Annotated in this window: 16 protein-coding genes; all 16 read right to left on the bottom strand. The window is 34.6% G+C overall.

What is annotated here, in order from left to right; all coding sequences use genetic code 11:
* Positions 1 to 88: 88 nt before the first annotated feature.
* Entirely contained in the window at positions 89 to 244 is a 156-nt protein-coding gene (locus ACB104_RS14275; protein ID WP_370479787.1) for a hypothetical protein, read from the bottom strand.
* Positions 245 to 374: 130 nt separating this feature from the next.
* Positions 375 to 2,234: a hypothetical protein gene (locus tag ACB104_RS14270; RefSeq protein ID WP_370479785.1), complete on the bottom strand. Its 1,860-nt coding sequence runs from the start codon at positions 2,232 to 2,234 to the stop codon at positions 375 to 377.
* A gap of 19 nt (positions 2,235 to 2,253) precedes the next feature.
* Entirely contained in the window at positions 2,254 to 4,596 is a 2,343-nt protein-coding gene (locus tag ACB104_RS14265; protein ID WP_370479783.1) for a beta-glucosidase, read from the bottom strand.
* Positions 4,597 to 4,636: 40 nt separating this feature from the next.
* Positions 4,637 to 5,452, bottom strand: coding sequence for an SDR family NAD(P)-dependent oxidoreductase (locus ACB104_RS14260; protein ID WP_370479782.1), 816 nt, complete (start codon positions 5,450 to 5,452; stop codon positions 4,637 to 4,639).
* Between the two features lie 17 nt (positions 5,453 to 5,469).
* The gene (locus ACB104_RS14255; RefSeq protein WP_370479780.1) at positions 5,470 to 6,234 is read right to left on the bottom strand and encodes an SDR family NAD(P)-dependent oxidoreductase; all 765 of its coding nucleotides are present in this window, start codon (positions 6,232 to 6,234) and stop codon (positions 5,470 to 5,472) included.
* A gap of 383 nt (positions 6,235 to 6,617) precedes the next feature.
* Positions 6,618 to 7,751, bottom strand: coding sequence for a helix-turn-helix domain-containing protein (locus ACB104_RS14250; protein WP_370479778.1), 1,134 nt, complete (start codon positions 7,749 to 7,751; stop codon positions 6,618 to 6,620).
* Between the two features lie 238 nt (positions 7,752 to 7,989).
* Positions 7,990 to 10,896, bottom strand: a complete 2,907-nt coding sequence (locus tag ACB104_RS14245; protein ID WP_370479777.1) for a TonB-dependent receptor — start codon at positions 10,894 to 10,896, stop codon at positions 7,990 to 7,992.
* Between the two features lie 271 nt (positions 10,897 to 11,167).
* A complete protein-coding gene (gene uidA / locus ACB104_RS14240) occupies positions 11,168 to 13,024 on the bottom strand; it encodes a beta-glucuronidase (RefSeq protein ID WP_370479775.1) in 1,857 nt (618 codons plus the stop codon).
* Positions 13,025 to 13,165: 141 nt separating this feature from the next.
* Positions 13,166 to 13,621, bottom strand: coding sequence for a hypothetical protein (locus ACB104_RS14235; RefSeq protein WP_370479773.1), 456 nt, complete (start codon positions 13,619 to 13,621; stop codon positions 13,166 to 13,168).
* A 197-nt stretch (positions 13,622 to 13,818) separates the two neighbouring features.
* Entirely contained in the window at positions 13,819 to 14,871 is a 1,053-nt protein-coding gene (locus ACB104_RS14230) for a GntR family transcriptional regulator (protein ID WP_370479772.1), read from the bottom strand.
* A gap of 22 nt (positions 14,872 to 14,893) precedes the next feature.
* Positions 14,894 to 16,075 carry a mannonate dehydratase gene (gene uxuA / locus ACB104_RS14225; protein WP_370479770.1) on the bottom strand — a complete coding sequence of 394 codons (1,182 nt, stop codon included), beginning with the start codon at positions 16,073 to 16,075 and terminating at the stop codon, positions 14,894 to 14,896.
* Positions 16,076 to 16,095: 20 nt separating this feature from the next.
* Positions 16,096 to 16,923: an SDR family oxidoreductase gene (locus ACB104_RS14220; protein ID WP_370479769.1), complete on the bottom strand. Its 828-nt coding sequence runs from the start codon at positions 16,921 to 16,923 to the stop codon at positions 16,096 to 16,098.
* A gap of 24 nt (positions 16,924 to 16,947) precedes the next feature.
* On the bottom strand, positions 16,948 to 17,820 hold the full coding sequence (locus ACB104_RS14215) for an alpha/beta hydrolase (protein WP_370479767.1): 873 nt from the start codon (positions 17,818 to 17,820) through the stop codon (positions 16,948 to 16,950).
* Between the two features lie 13 nt (positions 17,821 to 17,833).
* Complete coding sequence (locus ACB104_RS14210; protein WP_370479765.1) at positions 17,834 to 20,065, bottom strand: glycoside hydrolase family 3 N-terminal domain-containing protein; 2,232 nt, start codon at positions 20,063 to 20,065, stop codon at positions 17,834 to 17,836.
* An 18-nt stretch (positions 20,066 to 20,083) separates the two neighbouring features.
* Positions 20,084 to 22,228, bottom strand: a complete 2,145-nt coding sequence (locus ACB104_RS14205) for a hypothetical protein (protein ID WP_370479764.1) — start codon at positions 22,226 to 22,228, stop codon at positions 20,084 to 20,086.
* Positions 22,229 to 22,244: 16 nt separating this feature from the next.
* Positions 22,245 to 26,024 (bottom strand): beta-galactosidase small subunit-related protein, encoded by a 3,780-nt coding sequence (locus ACB104_RS14200; RefSeq protein WP_370479762.1) that lies wholly within the window; start codon positions 26,022 to 26,024, stop codon positions 22,245 to 22,247.
* Positions 26,025 to 26,035 lie beyond the last annotated feature (11 nt).

Raw genomic sequence — 26,035 nt, 5'->3', positions numbered from 1 at the left:
TGCTAAATCCCAATCAGCAATATTGATTGTGAACGTGAGGTTTTAAAATATGAATTTTTACAACTTAGATAAAGGGTGTTTATGGAATTTAATGTAGCCTTGAGTGTAAATCATTAATAGCGTCTATAATTGTTTTCCCGTAGCCTTTTATTATTTCAAATCCCTTTTTATCAATCAAGGAAACACAATGAATATTATTTTTGATTTCAAACTTTAAATTAGCAAGTTTTTCAAGTTCTATCATGATTCAATGTTTATATAATTGGCTTAATCTGTCAATTCCATTTGGTTGGTCAAAACCATTGTTAGATAAGTAAACCCTTAATTCAAAAGATACATATGGTAATTTCTCTATTAACCAAACAAATATATTTTTATTCAGATTCTAATACGACTATGCAAAGTGCATTAGGTTCTAGTGAAAAAGTAGTCTTAAACACCCTTCCTTTTTTACGTTCAATGATTTTTTCATTCATAGTTAAATTACAATTCTCTAAATCATATTGATAGTTACTGTTCTTAGCATCAATTAAACCAGTTTTAACCTTAACTTTCTTTTTAAATGACTTAGGCAAGTTTTCAATTATTAATTCTATATTATAACCTTCAGTATTTTTACTCTGATAATTCCAAATCATTATAGAAACGCCTGATTCATCATAACTCGCAATGGAATAAACACCTTTCCCTTCTTTAAGCTGATTGGATGAACTAACCTGCAGTCTTTTTTTCTTCAATTTAGAAACCATAAGTATGGAATTACCGTATGGTGTAAACTTTTGAGTGTGAATCATATCGGTACCTGTAGAATCTCTTGACACCAATTGGTCTTTCCTACCCTCTGTTTGATGCCTAAGTACCCAATTAAAGGGATATGATCTTTTGCTATTCAAGTACCAATAATTAATAGACATAACACCCGCCGCTTGACGCAACCTATCGTTCTTCATATTACCATAATCATCAAAAAGAGGCCCAGGATAAATACCCATTTCAGTAATAAAAGAAGGTATGTCAGTAGAAATACCTCTACTTGTCATTTCCTTTTCTAAAATCACTCTTTGATCCTTTACCAAACTTGGGTCATCTTTATAGAATTTGTACTCCTTACCTGGTTTTGTAAAATACCCATGATAGGAAATAAAGTCCAATTTCTTGTCTTCTGTGTCATCCTTTTGAAATTCATCTAAAAAAGTTCTAATCCAATTTAGGTCAAACTGTGCCGTAGATGGCCCTCCTATTTGTAGCGGAGATTTAGGATTCAATTTACTATTTACCTCATTGACTGCCTGATAAAACACTTTATAAACACCATAGTATTCTGTTGGAGTGAGTCTTTTTTCGTAATCAGGCTCATTAAGTACCTCAATGTATGAGAACGCTGGATATTTTGTTTTTAAATCGGTTAGTATATTGATTAAAATTTTCTGGCTTTCGGCAACTGAAACACCCCAATCACCTGTAATGCCTCGGCCATTCATATTAAACATCAGATAATCTGAAAGCCTACTTGCGTCTTCTATATAATCTGCGTATTTACTATAGTCGTAGGCATCTGTTTTAGGATTATAAAAATCGGCGTCATATATCCACAACTTATAAATCTTTCCATGCAACCCTTGCTCGTTATAGAAATTAACATCAGCATCTCTTTGCTCTGTAAATAAGTGATGATCGGTTAAATTATTATATCTCTCCGTTCTTATCAATTCGCCGATAGAATTACTCGCATCTACTGTAATTGTAGAATTTTCAAAACTTGTTGCAACTACGGTTGCAACTTCGCTTGTACTTGAAGAACCTTGGGCCATTAAATTTCTACGAATTTCTTCTGGAGGACCCCCGGTACTTGGATCAGGTATTTCGAAATTAAATTGGCTATCTTCATCTAAACGTATAGCCTTAAGGTTAAATCTACCTAACAGCGTTGCATTCATATGATTTTTATCTCCTTCAACCTTGGTAAGTATAATATTTGCTGGAGTACCTGCTGTTGTAAAGTATACTGTTAAAGTTGAATCTGTAGATTCCTTTTTATAAATTAAATCCGGGTCACCATCATCATTCTTAAATGCTCCAACTAACTCTTTCCCTTCATATTTAAATTTCAAATACATTTTGCTATGTGCAAACGATCCTTCTCCTTTAAGATGCCATAGACCTTCATAATCTTGACTTTGAGAAAAAGCATTGAATGCAAAAACAAGTAGTACAATTGTATATAATCGTTTCATTTTGTCTTTACTTAATTATTTATTGTTTAGCTGATAATTCATTAATCTTTACTTGTGGTACAAGAGCCTTATTTACCTTTTGCACTACTCTATCTTTGCCTAGGTTAAAGGATTTCTCTGCTTTAATATCTTCACTAGACATACCTATTTTCACAATATATTCTCCAGCTTCAGCAATCCAGGCGGATTTTTTAGTATCAAAAGATGTTAAACTTGAAATGTCAATTTTAAAGGTTATGGTTTCTGATTCTTTGGGTGCTAAATTTTTAGTTTTAGCAAAAGCTTTCAATTCCTTAACAGGCTTCTCAAGGTTACCAGTTGGTGCTGATACATATAACTGTACAACCTCTTTTCCACTTAATTCTCCTTCATTTGTTACAGTAATACTAACTTCTAGTTCATCCTTGAATTCTGTATTACTCAACGATAAATCACCAAAAGAAAAGTTTGTATAACTTAATCCGAAGCCAAAAGGATAAGATGCTTCTACTCCAAAAGTATTGTAATAGCGGTATCCCAGATAAATACCTTCTTCATAAATTACCTGTTTAGGGTTATCAGCCGGAGTACCTGGGAAATTCTTTGCTGAAGGTTCATCTTCATATTTCACTGGAAATGATGCAGTCAGCTTTCCAGAAGGATTAATATTACCACTTAACACATCTGCTATCGAATTCCCAGCCTCTTGACCTGGTTGCCAAGCTATTAAAATTGAATCTGGTAAACCTTTCCAATTGGCAGTTTCAATAACTCCACCTATATTTAGAACCACAACTACCTTTTTTCCTTGTGCATGAAATGCTTGTGAAACATTATTAATATTATTTAGCTCTACCTCTGTAAGCTTAAAATTCCCTTCAATACTTCTATCTGCTGTTTCCCCCGATATTCTGGCTATTGTAATAATTGCCAAATCAGATTCCTCCGCTATTGTTTGAATTAATTTTTGGTCTAATAACATTTCAGGAGCTCTTTTCTTTCTACCCCTAGTCATATCAATCATTCCTGTTGGAGGTGTGTTTTCAGAAATGTAAGCAGTATATGCATCTTCAAGGGATTTTGAAACTTTGAAATTTTGATTTTTCAATCCCTCTATTATATGTACGGTAGGCCCAGCTCTCATGACAAATCCACTACCTGATCCACCTACGATTGTTTCATATGACCCATTACCGAACAATGCTAAATTTTGTTCTTTATCTAATAATGGTAATGCTTGATTTTCATTTTTAAGTAATACCATTCCCTGTGCAGCTGCACTTCTGGCTATACTGGCATTTTCTTCAAGATTAGGTTTATTGGAATATTTATAATCTTTGAATTTTTGCACTTTCATAGCCCCTTTTAAAATCCAACTTATGTTTTCATTTAAAACATCTTCTTTTAAGTCACCGTCTTTTACAGCCTTTAACAATAAAGTGTCTTGATAGGGCCCAGGCATTAACAAATTAAGCCCTGATTTCATTTGATTAACTGGATCTTTTCCAGCTTCCCAATCTGACATAATTATGCCTTCATAGCCCCAATCCTCTCTGGCAACTTTAGTGAGTAAATCATAGTTTTCTGTTGCCATATTTCCATTAACTGAATTATAGGAAGCCATTAAAGTCCAAGGATTAGACTCTTTTATGGCAATTTCAAACCCTTTGAGATAAATTTCTCTTAAGGCTCTTTCACTAACAATAGCATCCACCTCAATACGGTTGGTTTCTTGGTTATTAGCAACAAAATGTTTTAAAGACGTGCCTGCTCCTTGAGACTGGATTCCATTAACCAGAGCCGCTCCCATTTTACCCGATAGCAAAGGATCCTCTGAAAAATACTCGAAATTTCTTCCGGTTAAAGGGTTTCTATGAATATTGATTGCCGGTGCAAGCAGAATATCTAAACCGTATTCGAGCGTTTCGTTGCCCATGCATTCTCCAATTTTCTGAACAAGATCTACATCCCAAGAACTTGAAAGCGCAGTACCAATAGGGTAGGCTGTACTTCTAGACATAAAACTTACTCCTGCCGGGCCATCTACCATTTCAATTGTATTAACACCCAGACGAGGAATTTCTAACGTTCTACCAACTGCGCCACTAACATACACCTTCGATTTTGCGGCTAAACTGCCCGGTACTGGTTGATTAGGAATTGGAAAAGGTGAATTTTTATCGATTGAATCTCCAAATTTTAACCCTGTACCAACAACAAGTGCTACTTTTTCCTCTAACGTCATAGCATCAATAACCTCCTCAATTGGTGATTTTCCCAACTGAGGCACTGCTTCTTTTTTACAAGCGATGAATATTATCATTGGCACTATGACCAAAGCAATAGAAATTATAATATTTTTCATTTTCTTTAATCTGTTCATTGTCTCAATAGTTTAGTTGACCTTTTGATTTTCGAAATAATTAATTAGATACTTCCATTGGCATATCTTTCATTTTCTTAACAATAAGGTTTGTAGCAAATCGAGGCGCAATCCTATAGATAATGTCAAGCATACGACTGTCATTGCCTACGGTGGCTCTATACTTGTTTTTCTCCATGGCCTTAATAATTAATTCTGCGGCTTTTTCTGGTTCAAGGGCCATATTGCTTTCTTCAGCTGAAGTTGAATCAATACTATTTTCCAAACCTGAATTAGCCATTATATTTGTTTTTATGGCGCCTGGATGGATAACAGTTGCCCTAACATTTGTTTCTTTTAACTCGGCATACAAACCTTCAGTTAGCAGTTTTAATGCCGCCTTTGATGCCCCGTAAATAGTTTGGCCAGGAAATGGCATAAAACCGCCAAGACTAGATACATTCACAATATGCCCTTCAGGTCTTTTCAAAAAATATGGCAAAAATGCTTTTATTAAATAAAGAGAACCGTAAAAATTAACATTCATAATCTGTTCAATTTTTTTCATGTCAAGTTTATTAACATGAAAAAATGGTTGTATGATTCCAGCATTGTTAATTAAGCCATCTACAGTTCCATGCACTTTAATTACCTCTTCCGGAAACTCTTCAACTTTTGACCAATCTGTAATATTTAAAACATGAACAGAAAGATCAGAAACATAATTACCTGATAATTTTTGAGTCTCATATAATGCAACTTCATTTATGTCAACAGCCGCAACTTTTGCCCCTTTCTTTAATAAAGAAAGCACCAATGCTCGCCCAAGACCTCCACCTCCACCTGTTACAACTATTACTTTGTTATTTACCTTCATACCCTTAGTTTAATGAATTAGGTTCTCATAATGGCACCACCGTCAACGCAAATGGTTTGACCAGTTATCCATTCAGAAAGGTCGGATAAAAGGAAGGCCACAATAGAAGCCATATCTTCTGGTTTTCCGACTCTTGGAGCTGGAATCATTTGAAGTACCATCTCGATAAGATGTCCTGAATTTTGGACGCCACTTTCTGTAAGCACCAACCCTGGTGACACTGCATTACATCGAATACCTTGCTTACCAAACCTTGCAGCTATGTTTCTGGTAAGTGCCCCTATTCCGGCTTTAGTTACCGAATATGCTACCTTGTCGTGCATTCCGGCATAAACTGCATCAGATATAGTATTAACTATGGCTCCACCCCCTGCTTTTAAAATATGGGGGATTGCGTACTTTGATGTTAACAAATAACCCGTAAGGTTTATATCTATATTACGTTGCCAGTCCTTCAAATCAATATCAACAGGGTTCGTGTCTTTTGCAACTTCTACTGGATTAATATTGGCAGCCACATTGAAGAGACCATTTATTTGACCATAAGTATCTATGGCCAAATTCATTAAATCTTTGACTTCGCTAGGTTGAGATATATCCATTTTTATCGAAACGCCATCTCCTCCTGCCTGCTTAGCAACATCCACACATCTATCTGCATTTTCTTTAACAATATCACCCACAACAAGTTTGACGCCGTTTTGACCCAAAAATTTAGCTGTTCCATCAGAAATCCCTCCAGCACCTGCAACAACAATAACTTTTCCTTTTAATCCTTCCATTACAATATTTAGTTTAATTAAATTATTTAGTAACGATAAGTAGTTGTTTAAATACTTACGTAATTGTTTATTGAATTATTCAAATATATATAATGACCAACCAAGAAATGTTTTACTAAACTATCCCATACCAAAAATACGTTTACAGTTTATGGCCTAAAAGTTCGCTTAATATAGGAATCTGATTATAAGTGATTTATGAATTGAAAAGGAGATGATTTCCAGTTTTTCAATGGTGAAGAAAGATTATAATTAAATTGAACTTTTAATACTAATCTCAAAATATTTAACTTATAATTCGGTCTATTAAATAAATTTTTTTTGGTTTAAGACCTCGGAATAATTAGGCAAAACCTATTGACAGGCAATAAAACAAAAGCTTATTAAGCGGATTTACGCTTACTTCTTTTAAATTCACTAGGGGTCATTCCAGTATACTTTTTAAAAAAAATATTGAACGCCGTCTTCGAATTAAATCCACTTTCAAAAGCAATACCGACAAATGATAACGTATCATACTCTGGAGACTTTATCATTTGCATGGCTTGTTCAACACGATATTCGTTAACAAAGGTATAGAAGTTCTTCTTTATATTTTCATTTAAAACCTGGGTAACATGATGCTTTGGAATATTGGTCTCCTCAGATAATATAGCAACAGTAAGTTCATTATTTTTCCATGAATCTGAGTTATTCATATGATTGATCAAAGTATTTGCGTAATTCTCGGCTTTCTTTTTAGTCAATCCAGATTTTTGGTATCGATCAGATTCTAGTTCGTCATCTTTTCTAAAAATATTCAGCTTAGGTGTTCTAATATTCGTGGCTAATTGATTTTGTTTAAACCCCCAAAAACTAAGAATATATACAAATAAAAGTAACGCTCCACTTCTAAATGTTTCAATATTTGGCATATACGCGCCTAGATAATATTTAGTACTGATATAAATGATATAATTATAAATAACTAAAAATGCTATGATAATAAATACCAACCAATTCAAACTATTTTTGTAAGATTTAAAAGAAAAGTAGTTTTTTATTCTTTTACGGTAATTAATAATAAAAATTAATGCCAAGATACAATACACCCATATATATAACCTGAAAACATATCCTACTTCATCAGGTGGATTTATATTATGCAACTCTTCTTTAAATTCTTCTATACCTACAGTAAGTGATGGAACAAAATAAATAAGAACAAAACAACCAACTAATAAAGGGACAAAATGTAAATAATCTAATGCCTGAAATTTTGTATAGTCTGAAACTACATATTTAGTATAGATATATAAAAAAATAGGAAATGAGGTAGATAGCGTAAGTGATATTGGCCAAAAATCTTGTGTCGCCTCAAAATGAATCTTTACAATATTTAGTGCAAACATTCCACTAATTGCTAAAAGCCAAAAACCTAGAATTCTATTGGCCACATTTCTAGGTTTTTTAAAATAAATGATAAAGGCTGAAAATAATGATTGTGCTAAACCAATATAAATAAAAGCAATATCCATTAATTTAGTTTGATTAAAAAAATGCAACAAGTTGTCAAATTAACAAAATATCGTCCAATAAAAAAACTAACTTGAACAATAAGCCCGAAAAGACTCAAATACATCAAAATATTTTTGCCCATCAAAATACTACTTGAAAGGACATAAAAAAACCATCAAAAAACTAATTTTGATGGTTTAAACAAACTAAACTAATTGAATGATAAGTTTTCCTTATCTGTGAAAAATTCTCAATAAATTAAAAATTATAGCTGGCAGTCAGGAAGTAAGCCCTTGGTGGTATACTTTGGGTAAAGTATACCGCATCTGGGTTTGTTGCTAATTGCTCTTTTGTAAAAGATTCCGGGTTTAAAGAATTTGGAAAGCCACCAGGAGGAGCAAATGCATTTACTCCTATAACATTAAAAATGTTGTTCATATTGAACTGTAATCTAAATTTCTTTGAAAACTCGTACCCCATACCTAAATCAAATTGATGATAGGCTGGTAAGTCAAAAGCTTTTGCTGTATTAGCTGGACGGTCACCAACAAACTGCCAATCTATTGTAGAGAAAAACTTCCCTTTTGTATAAGATGGTGAAACCCTAAACAATGTTGTTCCTACTCCATCATTTTCGGTAGTTAAATCAAGAAGAGTATCATCTGCTTGACCTGCACCCCCTAAATCATAGGTTTGTGCAATTAAAGGCTTTGCATGTTGATATGTAAATACTCCACGAACACTAATGTTATCGTTTACCGAAACATTTCCTTCAAATTCTATACCTGCTGTTCGATTCTTATTGTATAGGACAGGCGTATAGTATATTGAACTTGGGTCTGAAGCATCCTCAAGACCAAAAGACTGCTGATAAATATTGTCTAGAACGGTGTAAAATGGAGTAATAAAAAGACTGTATTTTTCTCTATTTATTTTAACGCCACCTTCAATTTGCTGAACCCTTTGTGGTTTTGGAGATAATAGCCCTTGGCTTCCATCAGAATCAATGCTTAAAAATTGAGAAAGGTCTGCTACCAGCTCTCCTTGTGAAAATCGTCCAAAAATTGCAAATTCACTTGAAAATTTATAGTTAAAACCAAAAGAATAAGAAAATGTGGTCATTGTTTCATCGTATGCAAAAACTTCTCCACTTAGACGACCGCCTCTCTCATCATACAAAGTAAGCGGATCACCATCTGTTCCCCCAGTTGGCAAAACATATTGTTCACTCAATTGGTTCATCCCTTTAACCCTATCCTTTTCATATCTTACACCCCAATCAAAGTTTAAATTTGGAGTAATTTCCCAATTATGCCCAAAAAATCCAGCCAATTGAGATTGTTCTAATTCAAAAATAGAAGATGGCTGACTCGCTCCATTTCCACCTAATGCTACTCCATCAGAATTGGTTATCATATATTCATTATTACCGTCATTGTACGAAATGGTTGTTAGACTAGGAATAGGTGAGGTTAACTGAGGGAAAGTAATACCCCCACTAGCGCTACTTCTTTTAACTTTTGAATGAGAATAAAAACCACCAGCCGTAAAGCTCATGTTTTCAAATTCTTTGGTAACCATTAGTTGATCAACTATCTCTAAAACATTATTATCAAATACTGTTAAGGGATTAAAAAGCAGTGAATTAGGGGCATATTCTCCAGGAAGCCCTCCGCTTACAGTATCAAACTTAAGTTGAAATGTAGAAAAATCAAGACCTTGGTTTACAACCATAAGCTCCTGTCCAGTAGCTTGGTCTCTAAATGTGTAATCACCAAACGCTCCAGCTTGATTTAAAAGGAAATAAAATATCACGTCATCAACAGCAATGGGATATGGTATTGACGTTTGGTTCCAAAAACTATTCTTTTCTGAAAGTCTAAAATTGTTTTTAACACTAATTCCGTTATCAAATGAATAATCAAAGTTAGTACCGATTGAAAAATCTTGGGAATGTATAAGATCTTCAGAATCAAAAGTTTGATATTCTCCAGACTGGTTTATCTCATATCTTGATCGTATTGATGGAATTAAAACAGAGTTGGTCTGTTCAACACCAGGAGCCATTCTTGGGTTGTTAAAGTCAACGGTAGGTAAAAATTCAAAAGATGAATTCCTGTCATCCAAATATTTTACGTAAAGCTTCAGCCCCCCATTGTCTAATGGCTTAAATAAATTAGCCTTTATTTGACCTCCTTTATTCATTGGATAGCCCGGATATCTCGCACCATCGGCTTGTCTCCAAAACCCTCCAACATTATAAGTTACGTCACTATCTTTTCTCAGAGGTCCTCCAAAATTAAAATCCGTTCTATAGTAAGGGTTTTTTCCATTACCTTCTAAACCATATTTGGCTTGGATTTCGGCGGAAAACTCTTGTCCACCTACCTTAGACACATAGTTATAAATACCTCCAGGGGCATTATTTCCTAAAATTGAAGCCGTACCACCTCTTACAGCTTCTAATCTTGATAAACTAAGGTCAGACCTCAGAAAATAGTCTGGTCCGTAGTTATTATATTTAGCATTGGTTACTGGAAGTCCGTCCTCTTGAACAGAAACGTAAAAATAACCTCCCAAACCTCTGGAAACGATTGTGTTTTTAATTTCTCCTGATGATGAGTTAACATAAACCCCAGGAACATTCTTTAACAAATCTGGAGCACTAACAGGCACTTGACGCTGAATTAGTCCCTGCTTTAAAACAGAAATTGCAACAGAAGATTCCATTGCTGTCCTTTTATCGAAAACTCCTGTGACAATTACTTCGTCTAAGGTTTCACTACTTTCAACAAGTACTACATCAATATAGGTACGCCCATTTAAAGCTACTTCCTTAACCTGATACCCAATATATGAAATCACTAAAATGACATCATCACTTGGTACATCTAAACTAAACTCACCATCAAAATCAGTGACAGTACCTATTTGGGTGTTTTGTACAAAAACATTTGCCCCAGGAAGTGGAACTCCACTTTCATCAACAATTTTACCTTTAATACTTGTTTGAGCAAGGTCAAAACTGCTAAGGACAAATAAATTTTCATCATGATTTAAAATAGCATGGTCTGCTTTAGCCTGTGTACTAAACAAAAAGAATGTTAAAATCAGGTACACGTAATTATTACGATTGGCTTTTAAAATTTTGAATACTCCATTCATGGTTTTTAATCTTTATTTAGTTAATGTTGGTTTAAAAAGTTTTAATTCTAGTTTGGTAAATGTAGATAAAGGAGGTTTTACTTCTGTTCGGATAATAAAGCCTGCGCCATAAATACGTTCTGAATTTTAAAATTTAATAGTTCGCATTTTTTAGGGTGTTGATTATCAAATAGTTATTTTTGCAAAAGATTTTCAAGTCTCACATTTTTCAATGCTTTTTTTAATTCTTGTTTTTGAATATTGTATTCGAATATTTGGATAATTGCGCCATTTATTGACCATTCCATCTTTTTCTAAGATACCAGGCAGCCAACTTAGGCCTTCGGTCTCTCGTAAAAACCCCCTTAAGATTGTAGCTCCCAAAACGTATTAATCCTTGACTTGTCTTAAAATCAGCTAAATTCCATACGTGCATGCCTGTAACAAAATCTTTGCTGTCCGCTACATCCAAATAAGCTTTAATAAATTCCTTTTGATATTCTTCAGTAAACATTTCAGGGTTGACCGAATGCATTCCTGCTTGTGCATCGGCTCCAAACTCAGTAACCATGCATGGTTTTTTAAATTTGTTATGCAACCTATCAAGTTCTGTACTAATAGTTTTTGCGCCTAGTTCAATATTTCCAGGAGAACTGTACCATCCCCAATATCTGTTTATGGCTATTACATCCGTTAGATTAAACCAATCTGTTGGCCCAAACATGACGCCAACATACATGACCAATCTTGTATTATCACGTTTTCTAACTTGCTTGAACAACTTCTCAAATTGATTGTATGCTTTTTCTTTAACTTCATCACTTGAATATCCCATTTTTCCAATTTGAGCATTTTCACCAGGTTCGTTAGCAACGCACCACATAATAATTGATGGATGGTTTTTATCTCGTAACATCATTTCTTCTATATAACGTGTCATTGCCTGCTGCCTTTTTTCCAAAGAATCCCCATCACCAGCAAAATAAAGCCCAACGCCCGGCGTTTCTCCTATAACTAAAAAACCTTCACGGTCAGCCAGGTTATAATTTTCCTCATCATAAGGATAATGTGTTGTTCTAAATGAATTTGCTCCAGCCCACTTCATTAATCCAAAATCTTTGATAATGACCGAATTAGAACTTGAACGCCCTAAAGCTGGAAAATCCTCATGTCTACCAAAACCTTTTAAGAAAATAGGTTTTCCATTAAGCAAAATACTTTTTTCATTGACACTCACTGTTCTTACCCCGGTTTTTAAATTGTAAATATCCATTTGTTCATTTCCTTCTCCCAAAACAACCTTAACGTCATATAAATAAGGATCTTCAGGACACCATAATCGAACATCAGGAATCACTACACCAACATTTGCTCTGTTGTTTTTGAAAACAAGCGGAACTTCTATTGTTTTTCCTTGACCATGAACATATACCCTTCCTTTATTAATGCCTCCAACACTCTCAACTGTAACATTTAATGCCCCTTTACTGCCTTCAAAAGATGGTTTTATTGTAATATCTCTTAAGTAAGAACTTGGCACCGAAAACAATACCACTGACCTGTTTAGTCCTGAATAAGGAAAAAAATCATAATTTGAAGCTGGAAAACTCTGAAAAGAACCTCCTTGAACATTACCTGTAGGTACGCGCTCTGGTGACAATTGATTCTCCACTTGAATCACCAATTTATTGGCTACTCCCCAATTGACATGTTTCGTAATGTCAAAGGCGAAAGGTACATGGCAACCTTCGTGGTAACCCAGAGGCTTTCCATTGACCCAAATTTTTGCCGAATAAGTAGCATCATTTACGCGAATAAATATTTTCTGCCCTTTCCAACTTGATGGCACATAGGTTTCTGTTTCGTACCAAACCCAATCTAAATAATCTCGCATATCATCATATTGCGCGTTCCAACTCCCTGGAACGGCTATTGCTCGCGAATCCGACAAACCTTTATACCATTGCATTTTTTCACCAATGTTAAGGGAATCCTTTTTAAACCTCCATATTCCTGAAAGGTCAAGTACATTACGTATATTATTTTGAACTGGGGCAAGGGCAATGTCTTTAGGATCGGAAAGCCTGAAATCAGTTGCAAAACCAATAAGGCTGCAAAACGCAAATAGAAAAAAGATTGAGTATTTCATTAGAAATTGTGATTGAAAAAAAATAGATTGATTGCATACAATGATAATTATAGACGCAAAACAACACTTATGCTTATGTTATAAACAAGCCAATAACTTGGTTCCGAAATTAAAGAGAGAAGATAAAAATGAAAGGAAAAATTAATTAACAATACGCTCACCAGTGGCATCGAACATATCCATAAGAGAGCCTTCTATTTTATTGTCATCGATTTTTTCCAAATGGAGAAAAATATTATAGCCTCCTCCAAACCAATAAATTTTCATTTTGTTCTCTTTAATTTCAACTTTATCAGCTTTTACGGGTTTAACATCCGTTCCAATAGATTGAACTGTCCCTATATACTTATCATCCTTCTTTTCAATAACTACATTCATAACTACATCTCCATTAGGAGTGCCTTTAACAAGTACCTTCCATTCACCAATAAAAAATCCAGCTTCAATCGGACTAAGTTTTAATATTGGATTAAAACTATCGATGACGTTGTCAACTAAATTAGAGTCATCCTTACAAATTACATTATTTTCATTTGCATATAAATTGACAATTGACAAAATGGAAACTATCAAAAAGTTAATTTTAGGAACTTTCATGGTAATATATTTAAGATTCTATTTTATGTGACTAAATGCCTTAATCGCTAATTTAAAGAAAAGAAGTTGTTTAGACAGCCTTCATTTCTGGGACAGAAAACAAACTCGTTTTAAATATATGGCAAACAGCGTTCGTTTTATATAGGATCTTAAAAATCAAATCAATAGAAAATCAAACAAACTGGATTAGTTGTGGTTTAAATTGAATTTCTTTTAATAAGCGAGAACGGATTTCTAATTTTCCCTTTTTCTTCTTTTGAAATCATATTGGCCGCCGTTTCCCCCATTTGTTTAAAATCAGTTGAAATTACGGTAATGTCCAACAATCGTTTGAAAGGGGTTTCGTTATATGAAATAACTCCTACATTTTCACCTAATACTAATTCATTATTATCAGATATTAAATCTAAAAGACTTACTAAATCCTCATCTGCTATGACTATAAATAAATCGCCCGAGTTAACAATTCCTTTGTCTTCTATTCGATTTAAAATTTTAAAATCAAAACAAAATTCATTACAAAATTTAATAAACCCATTACAGATTTTCTGTAAATATGGAAATGTATCACCCTTGGAAATAATCAAATTAAGGCTTTTATATTTTTTTATCTCATTCAAACCCCCAATCAGTGCATTAAAAATATCATTCTCAAAATCCTGAAAAACTTCAACAATATTCCCATCAATGTTCATGTCATTATTATCCAGTAATATTATCTTGTTCCTAGAAATGCCCTCTATTAATTTCGTTGATTTATTTCTAACACTCACTTCCTCATTACTAACAACTTTAAAATGTGGCATTATCACATAATAATCGTACTTGTTTAAATTTTTCTCTATCAAACTTAAAAAGAGCAATTCATTGCAATGATAAATTTCAAAATCGGTATGGTAGTCTTCTCCAATATTTTTAATAAATGAATGATATACCATTAACTTATATGGACTTAATTTATTAATTAAAAACAATACTTTTATTTTACCAACTACTTGATCCGATACATTTATAAATGAACCTAATCCCTTTCTTCCAACAACAACGTTCTTGGACTTAAGTACCTTATAGGCTTTTTCAACCGTATCCCTAGAGACCTTATATTCTTTACTAAACACATTTATGGAGGGCAGTTGAGTATCGTTTTTAATATTTCCTTCATTAACATTATCAGCAATACAATTTGCTATTTGAAGGTAAATCGGCGTTTTGTTATCTAAATTAAAATGTAAGTCCTTTAATAAATCCATAACATTTAGTGTAAAATTCCTTTTACTGAATTAAGCTTTTCTTAATGCCTAGTTCCAGACCTCTCAATTCTGCCAACCCTCTTAACCTACCAATACCTGAATAACCAGGATTGGTTTTCTTTCTTAGGTCATCAAGCATTTGGTGCCCGTGGTCAGGCCGCATTGGTATTAAAGCATCTTTCATCCCAGCGCCATTTCTACGTTTTTCTTCTATAACTACTTGTTTTACAACCCCAAACATATCCACGTCTCCTTCCAAATGATTAGCTTCATAGAAATTGCCCTTATCATCTCTCTTGGTACTTCTGAGATGTAAAAAATGTACACGATCAGCAAATTTTTTAAATATTTGAACTAAATCATTATCTGCCCTGACGCCTAATGAGCCAGTGCAAAATGTAATTCCATTAGACCTGTCGGGAACCTGATTAAATAGAAAAGCATAATCGTCTTCAGTACTAACAACCCTTGGCAAGCCTAATATTGGATAGGGAGGGTCATCAGGGTGAATGCACATAAGAACCTTGTTTTTGGAGGCTACCGGTATTATTTCTTTTAAAAATAGCACTAGATTTTCTCTTAAAGTTTGTGCATCAATTTCAGAATATGTGTTTAATATTGCTTGAAACTCTTCCAAAGTATAACCTTCCTCAGAACCAGGAAGGCCTGCAATGATATTATTGACCAATTGGTGCTTTTCATTCTCAGATAACTTACCCATTAAAACTTTAGCCTCAAACTTTTGTTCGTCCGTATAGACATCTTCCGCCCCAGGCCTTTTCAAAAGAAATAATTCAAAAGCGGCAAAAGCAGCAGCATCAAACCTCAAAGCTCTAGAACCATCTTCTACCTCATAGGCCAAATCAGTCCGGGTCCAGTCTAAAACAGGCATAAAATTGTAACAAACCACTCCAATATCACAACTAGCTAAATTTTCTATACTTTTTTTATAGTTGTCGATATAGTGGTTGAAACGGCCAGTTCGCGTTTTGATATTTTCGTGCACAGGTACACTTTCCACAACACTCCAAGTAAGTCCATGATGTTCTATTGTTTTTTTTCTTTTCTGAATTTCCTCTACAGTCCAAATCTCTCCATTTGGCACATGATGTAATGCAGAAACAACACCAGTTGCTCCAGCCTGTTTTATATCGCTTAATGAAACGGGGTCGTTCGGCCCGTACCATCTCCATGTTTGTTCCATTTGTAATTTATTTGCGTTAATTAAACTCCACTATATGCAGAAAAACCACCATCGATAGGTATTACCACGCCTGTAACGAACGAGGATTTTTCATCGCACAAAAACAGTGTTGTACTTATTAAATCTTCTGGTTCTCCATAACGGCCCATAGGTGTTTGATCAATTATTTGTTGTCCCCGTTGTGTTAAACTTCCATCAGAATTTGTTAATAAAGTTCTATTTTGTTCAGTAAGAAAAAAACCAGGGGCTAAAGCATTAACTCGAATTCCTACTTTAGCAAAATGAACAGCAAGCCACTGAGTAAAGTTTGAAACCGCAGCCTTTGCCCCACTATAAGCAGGTATTTTGGTTAAGGGTGTAAATGCATTCATTGATGAAATATTTAAAATACTACATCCCTTTTTACCTACCATATCTTTAGCAAAAATTTGAGTAGGCAGCAATGTTCCAATAAAATTCAAATTAAAGACGAATTTAATTCCATCAGGGTCTAAATCGAAAAAAGTCTTAAAGCCTTCTGCTGTATTAGTTAAATCCTCTTCCTGTAGATACGGATTTGAAGTTGTTCCTAAAGGATGATTTCCTCCTGCTCCATTTATTAATATATCACAGGTTCCAAATCGTTGATTAATTTCGGTCTTTGCTTTTTCTAATGATTCCTTATTTAAGACATCAGCCATTAAACCTATGACTTCTCCTCCATCAGAGTGAATATCAGCAGCTACTTTTTCAGCAGCTTCTAATTTCAAATCTAAGACCGCCACTTTATGGCCTTCCTTTGCAAAAGACTTAGCTATTGTACTGCATAAAACGCCTCCAGCTCCGGTAACTACAACTACTTTACTCATTATTTAGTTATTTAATTTTGTTGGTTAATTATTTTTTAAAAATCCTTGGTTTAACATCCATTCTTTAAACAGTATTGTCCATATATCCGATGCCTTATTCTGTTTATTAACAGAAAAACCATGGCCTCCATTATAAAAACAATGCATTTCCACAGATCTGCCTGCTTCTTTCCATTTCTCATACAATCTTGGATTTCCATTTGCTATAACATCATCAGAAGCCCAGGCAAGAAACATTGGTGGAGCATTGGCAGGAACTCTATCACCAACAATTGCTCCGCAATAGGCATAAACTGGAACCACAAAATCAGGCCTACTTTCTTTATTATAATTTTGAGCAACGGAGCTAACAATTGTTCCTCCTGCTGAATAGCCAATGATTCCAATCTTTTCCATATCTAAATTATATTGGTCCGCACGACTTCTAACATATTTCACTGCTTCCAAACCATCATCAACGGCAAGTTTAACAAATGGCTTAAAAATTGAATCTCGTTCAGACTGTTCTGAACTATTTAATTCTGGATATGGGTAAGGCATCAAACGATATTTTAAAATAAAGGCAGTAATGCCATTTTCCACACACCATTTAGCAGTTGCTGTGCCCTCAGTTTGATAAGCCAATCCTTGAAACCCTCCTCCGGGACAAATGATAATAGCTGTCCCTTTAGATTTGATTTGTTCTGGTCTATAAACTGTTAATGTGGGAATAGAAACATTTCTAATAGTAACAATTTCACCATTATCATCTAATCTTGCACTTTCTTTTAAAGTAAATATTTCCGAACCTAGTGGAATCGAATCTTTGTAAAGAGGAATCACTTCTTGGCTATTTCCAATCAGACAGCTAAATACTAATATGATTGACCAAATTCTTAAATCACTAATTATCTTCATTTTAAACACTTTATTAATCTAATAGATTAATTACTATCTTTTGATTTCCAACTGATACATGATACTCACCTGATTCAAGTATTTTATTCCCAGAACTATCCACAAAACTTAAATCGCGAATAGGATTCAGATGAAATTCAAAAACTTCTGTCGTTCCTGCCTTAATTGATTTTTTCTCAAAAAACTTTAACTCCTTGATAGGTCTTGAAATTGAACAAACAGGGTCTGAAATAAACCAATGCACAACTTCTGCCCCATCAACATCTGATGCATTGGTTACCGGAATTTCAATTATCAGATTTTCATCTTTCCTCAGGTTAGTTTTTGAAGATTTTAAATCTCCATATTTAAAGTTTGAATAGCTTAATCCATGAGTAAAACCATAAAGAGGCTCTTTTGTAATATCCTGATACATACCTGACGTAGGACGTGCCTTTTTCCTCATATTATAGTAGATAGGTACTTGCCCCGTGGAAAAAGGAAAAGTCATTGCAAGTTTTCCTGAAGGATTAATTCTTCCTGAAAGAATACCAGCAACAGGTTTCCCTCCAACAACACCAGGCTGCCACAGTTCAATTATCCCGTCAGAAAGTGGAGCTAAGCGACTTAAATCTAATGGTCTCCCATTTGATAATAATAAAACAATAGGCTTCCCTAATTCACTTAGTTTTAAAAGTAAATCCTCTTGTATTTTTGGAAGGGAAATTGTAGAACGTGAAGCATTTTCACCACTCCACGATTTTTTTTCTCCTAAGCAAACAACGACAACCTCAGCCTTTCTAGCTACGTTAATAGCCTCTGTATATCCAGCAGAATCATTGCCATCAAAATCACAACCCCGAGCATAAAATATTTTAGATTGTACAAACTCAGATTCTATTGCTTTATAAATACTTTCCACATCCTTGGCATCTCCATAAGCAGACCATGACCCCAAAAGATCTTCTTGATTATTAGCCATCGGTCCTATAACTGCTAAAGAAGATACCTTATTATTTAAAGGAAGTATATTATCTGAGTTCTTTAGCAACACCATGGTTTCTTCAGCTAATTTTTCAGCTGTTGAAATATATTCAGGAAGTAAATACCTATTGTACTCAGGGGTTACGGTAACATAGGGCTTATCAAACAACCCCAGTTGAAATTTAAGGTTTAAAACCCTGCTAACCGCATCATCTACACGATTTAGCGAAACCTTGTTTTCTTTTACTAAATCAGAAATATGGTCAAGATAAAGTCGATCTGCCATATCCATATCAACACCTGCATTAATTGCTTTTAAAGTAGCTTCCTTATCAGAACTGGCAACGCCTTGATTTATTAGTTGTTTGACTGAATTCCAATCTGACACCACAAAACCATCCATTTCCCATTTTTCTTTGAGTATTTCAGTTAACGTATAATGATTTGCACTAGCTGGCACTCCACTAATGTCATTAAAACCACTCATAACAGTCGCCGCCCCTGCATTAACTCCTGCTTCAAAAGATGGTAAATATGTATCCCAAAGTGTTTGATTTGAAATTTCGGTGTATATATAATCCTGACCTCCCTCTGAAGCGCCATATCCAACATAATGCTTTAAACATGCGGCAATGGAGTTCTCATCTGCCAAATCATTACCCTGATATCCCTTTACTGAAGCTTTAGAAAAAACAGCATTTGTATAAGGGTCTTCACCATAACCTTCAGCTACTCTACCCCATCTCGGATCCCGAGCGACATCTACCATTGGAGAAAATGTCCAATCTATGCCCGAAACTTTTGACTCTTTGGCTGCCATTGCACAAGCTTGTTCAACCAATTCAGCATTCCATGAACATGCCTGAGCCAAGGAAATGGGATAAATTGTTTTAAACCCATGTATTATATCATTAGCAAAAATTATTGGAATACCTAATCGAGACTGCTCCATAGCCTTTTTCTGCAAATCGTTTCTAAGATTTGGATCTTGATTCACATAAATTATTGAACCTATCAATGGTGAAACCTTATCCATTTCTCCACCAATATTATTCGCTGTCATATGTTTTCCAAAAGCCACCTGATTTAATTGGTAAACCTTTTCTTCAAGTGTCATCCTTCCCAATAAATCTTTTACTCTATCGTCTATTGGAGCTTCCTGATTTTTGTAAACAACCAAATCTGAACTCTTCTCTTCAGAAGAAACACATCCAAATTCTGTTAGCAAACAAAAACCAATTACAGCTATGATTGCTTTACGGTATTTTATATATTTTTTCATAAAAAGCATTCAATTAAATTATGGGGCAGGATATAATCCCTCCCATTTCACTGTCCAACTTCCATCATCGGGAAATCCAGGCGCATGTTTATCTGGAGCGCCATCCCATCCAGCTGCCATCATAGCAACAGCATACAATAGTCCACCATTACCAGGTAAATATGGACAAGGTCCTCCGGTACATACCCCTCTTTCGTCGTAATAATTTTTTGTTCCAGCATCAATAAGTAAAGCATCAACAGCCATATTTGGTTCACCTAATCGAGCAGCTGCCATGGCAGTCCATGGAAAATCCCAACCCCAACAGCGCTTCCATTCCCAGGTTTCCCAAACTTTAAGTAAACTTCGATGAGCCGTTTCATAATCCATTGTATCATTTGGTGGCAACATTCCCCAAACTCCTACGGTATTAGGGTGTTCCCAGTTACGCTCTGTATAAGTATCTTCCCATTCCTTAGAATGAAGATATAAACCATCCTTTACCGGTAATTCTTCAAGATTAGCCAAAACATCTTCCCAATCAGAGTTACGTGCTAATCCCATGCGCTCCCTCCAAATTTGAGCATGTTCTAACCCCCATTTCCAATAAGCCAAATCAAAAATATCATCTTTGGTTACACCCTGTTCGCTAGGAGGCATGACTGGGTCTAAATGATATACTCCTGTCTCTTCATCACGTACAGCATAATCGGCCATATGTACGGCGGTTCCCTCAATAATTTCAGCCCATCTTTCAAGAGTTTCCTTATTTGGGTTTAATCTATAATCCAGCTCTGCAAAAAAGATAGGATGTGGTTGTTTCCAAATCAAAATTTGATTCCCTACCCAAGGTGCTGTTCGTCCTTCTGGCCCAACTGACTTTTGCCATTTTAAACCTTTATAATCTAATTGTTCTGCTAAAGCACGTGCAGAAGGAACAAACCTTTCATATACATTAAGAGCCTCCTGTGGCAAATCCCATCTATCCCACAAAGCATAGTGTGACAAATGCCACCAAATCATTTCCATATGAAACTGACCTCTCCAGGAATCTATCCCCATTAAACCAACTTCTGCCGGAGGATTACTTCCTTTTGATTGCGCTGCCATTAAATATTGTGAAAGCACAATTCGTCTCTCCAATTCCTGCCACCTAGGATCTTTACTTTCAGATAAATCAATAGCCCCACCACTTTTCCAAAAAGATGGCCAATATGCTTCACTTAAAGCTACAGTTTCATCGACATTAGGCATATTATATGATATTGGACTTTTTGAAAAAGCACAGGAGAACTTAATACTATTCGCATTATCTGCTATTAACTGACACGTATTAGGAGCTTTATTACTATCAAATTGGATATTAGCATCTGAGCTCCAATTAATCGTTGTATAATAACTAACATCATCCATTTCTCTCCTAAAATCAGCCTGATTACTCTCATTTGGATCATTCAATAAAATGGTATTGTTTCCTTGATGCTCATCGAAATCACCTACCCAAGCAAGTCTTCTATTTATAGATGGATATGGAAAGTCTATGCTTATTTGTAAAACACCTTTTCTAAACAATTCTGAATCAACATCAACAGAAACCAAATCTTTATCGGGATGGACACTAGTTGTAACGTTAACTTGTTCTCCTTCTATGATAAAACTTGAAGTTAAAACACCCGACCATAAATCATATGTTCTCTTTATGTTTTGAATATCTTTCTCTTCTAATTCATTACCATCTGTTCTGATTAATCGTATTCTTCCTAAGTTGTAACTATGAGGATTATCAAACATCCATTGGCGCAACTCTGATTTATCTTCTGGAAATTCATCCAAACCTGTATTTCTTCCCTGTTGAAAGGTACCTGTTGCAGGTATATCTTCGGCTGAAATACCTTCCGGAAGAGGAAATGAATGCCAAGCCCAATGAGACATAGAACTACCTCCAAATGTTTGTAAACCTGTTCCGTCGGCATTAAAACAAAACTCACCATTACCTAATGGAATTTGTCCATTTACATCATTCCAATTGATATTATGTCTTGTAACCAAAGCAAAGCGATCTATTGGTTTATCAGGCTTTTTTTTCTCGTCTGTTTTACAAGAGTAAATTGTTAAACACACAAGTAAAAGCGTATTTAAAGCCTTTATATTTTTATTGAATATTGAAAATTTATAAGTTTTCATATTTTGATAATTTACCTTAGTTGCTTATTGGTTTAATTGTTATGGTTCTTTCGTATTTTTTAGGAAATACTCTATAAGAATTAAGAACTGGTTGCGAAGTATCTCCAACACCAGTAGTGTCATAATCTAAATTGAGAGTTATGCCTTCCGCTTTTTTTAATTGAAATGCATACAGTGCTTTTGTGATGTTTTCGGTGGTATATGCATGAGCATTGAAATTGAAGTGATCATTCATTGAAAATTCAAGACCATTTCCATCTTTATCAATCATTCTTAAATAACGATTGTCCATTCTTAACCCGTAATCCTGAGGCACTAAATATGGCTCAAACATATCATTTACTGTAGAATTGTAAATTCCCAATTTATATCCAGTCTTTCTGTCAGGATAATTCTCCTGAGGGCCTCTACCGTACCATTCTACCTGATTATAGCTATTATCCAACATCAAAGATATTCCTATTCTTGGTAAAAGTTGTGGCATTTTACCTTGTGGCATCACCTGATGATTAACTTCTATAAGACCATCACCATAAAAACTATACTCATAAATACTTTCAAAGCCTCCTAATTGCCCTGCTGCTCCTCCCTCAATAAGAAAATCTAAGGAAGAGGCTTTACTATCCTGACGTGTAAGAGCTACTTCACGAACATAAATTGAAACCACTCCATCTGCTTCATTTGCTCTAACTTCTAATGGAATAAAATCCAGTTGATCGATACCATTAGAATATAAATCCGTTGCCATAGTTCTTCCGTATTCAGGTTTCCATGATGGTGCGATGAAACTATAACCAGCCCATCTATCATTTTGGTTATTAACCGGGGCTCTCCATACATTTAATTTAATAGGAGCTACGAGTAATTCTTTTCCATTAACAACCATAGATTTTAATTCTCCTGTAGTCTTATCCAATAGGTAAGTAAAATTATCTCCGTGGATTACATAATCTCCTTCCTTATTTTTAAGAGAAATTGGAGAATCTACTTCATAAGATTTTGTTTTTAAAACATTCCAGTGTTTTAATTCAAATTGATCCCATGAAACCTCATGGCCCTTTACTGCCCATATCTCATCTTTTCTTAAAACAGAACTAATATTTAATCTATATTCTTTTCCTGGAACAATGTTAGGCTTTGTATAATTTATTGTTGTAGTTTGTCTAGATCTAGGCTGTAAATCCAGGTCTATTACTCCTTCTTGAAGCACTTTATCATCCTCAGTCAGAGTCCAAGTTGTTTTCCAAAAAGAAGCATTTGTAAAATCACTTCTATTCCACACCTCAACTATTCCTTTATCGTTGTTTAATAATCTAAATGATAAAGGTTGAGGAGATTTCTTCATTTGCCATAATTCTGGTTGTGGCTGACGATCTGGCCAAATACTACCATAGGTTCTTGCGGCCATACCATTACTGTAATAGGTACCTCCATTACTTTCTTCCTCAAAATCCAACCATAAAACAGTGTCTGAAACATTAATTTCTTCAGTTGGATTTACAGCCTTATCTAATACTCTAACATTATCAATCTGAGCATCACATATATAAACCTTAGTATCCTGAGTATGTATTTCTGCATTTCTTCCAATATTTACAGGGAAAGGTAAATTTTTAATATTACCACTTACAGACTTAACAGCTACCTCAACTTTATCAATAAACAATTTCATTTGTTTACCATCATAAACTGCTGCTATGTTATGCCAATTATTCTCCCAATCTGATGGTAAATCGGCGCTTAATACATGTTTGGCTTTTGTGAAAATGTAAAAATCCAAAGATTCATTACCATTTTGTACTAAACCAAATTGGTTACTTCCTTTAGTTAAAAATGACCCAGAACTACTATTAAGAGGTCTTGGATATACATTCATAGATATAGATAGTTGATCTCCAGAAATTTCTAAATTGTTACTTCTGTATATTTCTACCCATTCATCATGTCCATTCAAATCAAGTACTTTACCTGATTCACTATCTACTAGTTTTGAATTACCCATGGCATGCAAAGGTGTATTATATGGAGATTTGTCCTTTAGAATACGAACACTATCTGTAAGTCCATTACTTACGAAATCCCAAATAGCACCTCCCATAACTCTTGGATGCGTATAAATTCCTCTCCAATATTCATCCAATGCTCCTCCTCCATTACCTGTAACCGATAAATATTCATCCATAAATGAAGGACGACTATCCGTGGTGTCTAAACCCAGGTTGATTTCTTCCTGCATTGGTGAAGGATAACGAGGTCCAATAATATCCTCAGCCGGGTGAACCATATCATTTCCTCCATACATCCATAATCTTGTTGGATCTAGCTTCTTCCCTTCTTTCACCACTTCTGTAATATTCATGCCTTCACCACTTTCATTTCCAGCGCTCCAAAACAAAATACTTGGGTGATTACGATCTCTAAGAACAGCTTTTCTTGTTCTATCTTTATACATTTCTGTATACTCCGGCATATCTGAGACGAATTGAGTTGCATGACACTCATTACCTACTTCATCAACAATGAACAGACCATATTCATCAGCTAGTTCTAAATATCGATTTACCGGAATATAGTGCGAAATACGAACAAGATTGAAATTAAATTGTTTTAAAATTTCCATATCCTTCCTGATTGTAGCCTCATCGATTACATGTCCCATCTCAGGATGTTGCATATGGGTATTTGTTCCGTTAAGTTTTATTGGCAGCCCATTGAAATAAAATACATTTCCTCGAATTTCAGTTTTTTGGAATCCCATTCTGGTATCAATCTGATCCACAACTTCACCTGAGCTATTTAATAACTGTAAGTTTAAATCATACAGAACAGGCGTATCTGGTGTCCATTTAAGAGGTTTTTTTATTAATTCAGTTAGATTAATTGTTTGTTTTCCTTTATTCAAACTGAATTTTGAGCTTTTTAAAACCGAAATCTTTTCTCCATTTCTTTGCAGAATAGCCTGAACCTTATAATTATTTATTTTCTGATCATAATTTTTAATATCAAGATTAATCGAAAGTTTAGAGTCTGTATAAGTTTCATCAAAATCTGTGATAACCTGCCAATCAAAAAGTCTTACTTTAGGCGTTGCATATACCCAAACATCATCAAAAACACCTGCCAATCTCCAATAATCTTGTCCTTCTAGGTAGTATCCATCTGAAAATTTCAAAACAAAAATCGCAATGGTATTTTCACCTGGTTTTAAATAAGATGTGATATTATATTCTGACGGCTCATGCGCTCCTTCATTATAGCCTACTTCCTGACCATTTACCCAGACGAAAGATGCTGAAGCTACTTTCTCTAAATGTAAAAACACTTCTTGACCTTTCCAATCTTGTGGTAAACTAAATGATTTTCTGTAAGCTCCAGTTGGATTATATTCATCTGGAACTTCAGGAAGTACAATTGCAAATTCACTTGCATTCTTTCTGTCTTCCTCTTTTTCGACGAATTCATAACCGAGACCGATATTTCTGAACATTCTATCACCATAACCAAGCATTTCCCAATTAGAAGGAACAGTTATTTCATCCCAATCCTCATCGGCGAAATCATGTTTGAAAAAATCGCTTGGTATACCCTCAGGAACATTACTGTAAAAGAACTTCCATTTTCCATTTAACAAAATATTCTTTTCTGGAATATGGAACGCTCTAGCTTCCTCCTGCCCCTTTTCAAATATATCGGTGTTTTCTATATAACTGGATAAATTATTTATAAAACCTTGTTCTTGAGCCAACACCCCATAAACATTTAAAATAATAACAATTAGGAAAATTGTTTTTCTCATGATTAGTTTAT

The sequence above is a fragment of the Tamlana flava genome (genome assembly GCF_041287255.1).
GTDB classification, from domain to species: Bacteria; Bacteroidota; Bacteroidia; order Flavobacteriales; family Flavobacteriaceae; genus Tamlana; species Tamlana flava.
This window is presented reverse-complemented; position numbering and strand designations above follow the sequence as displayed.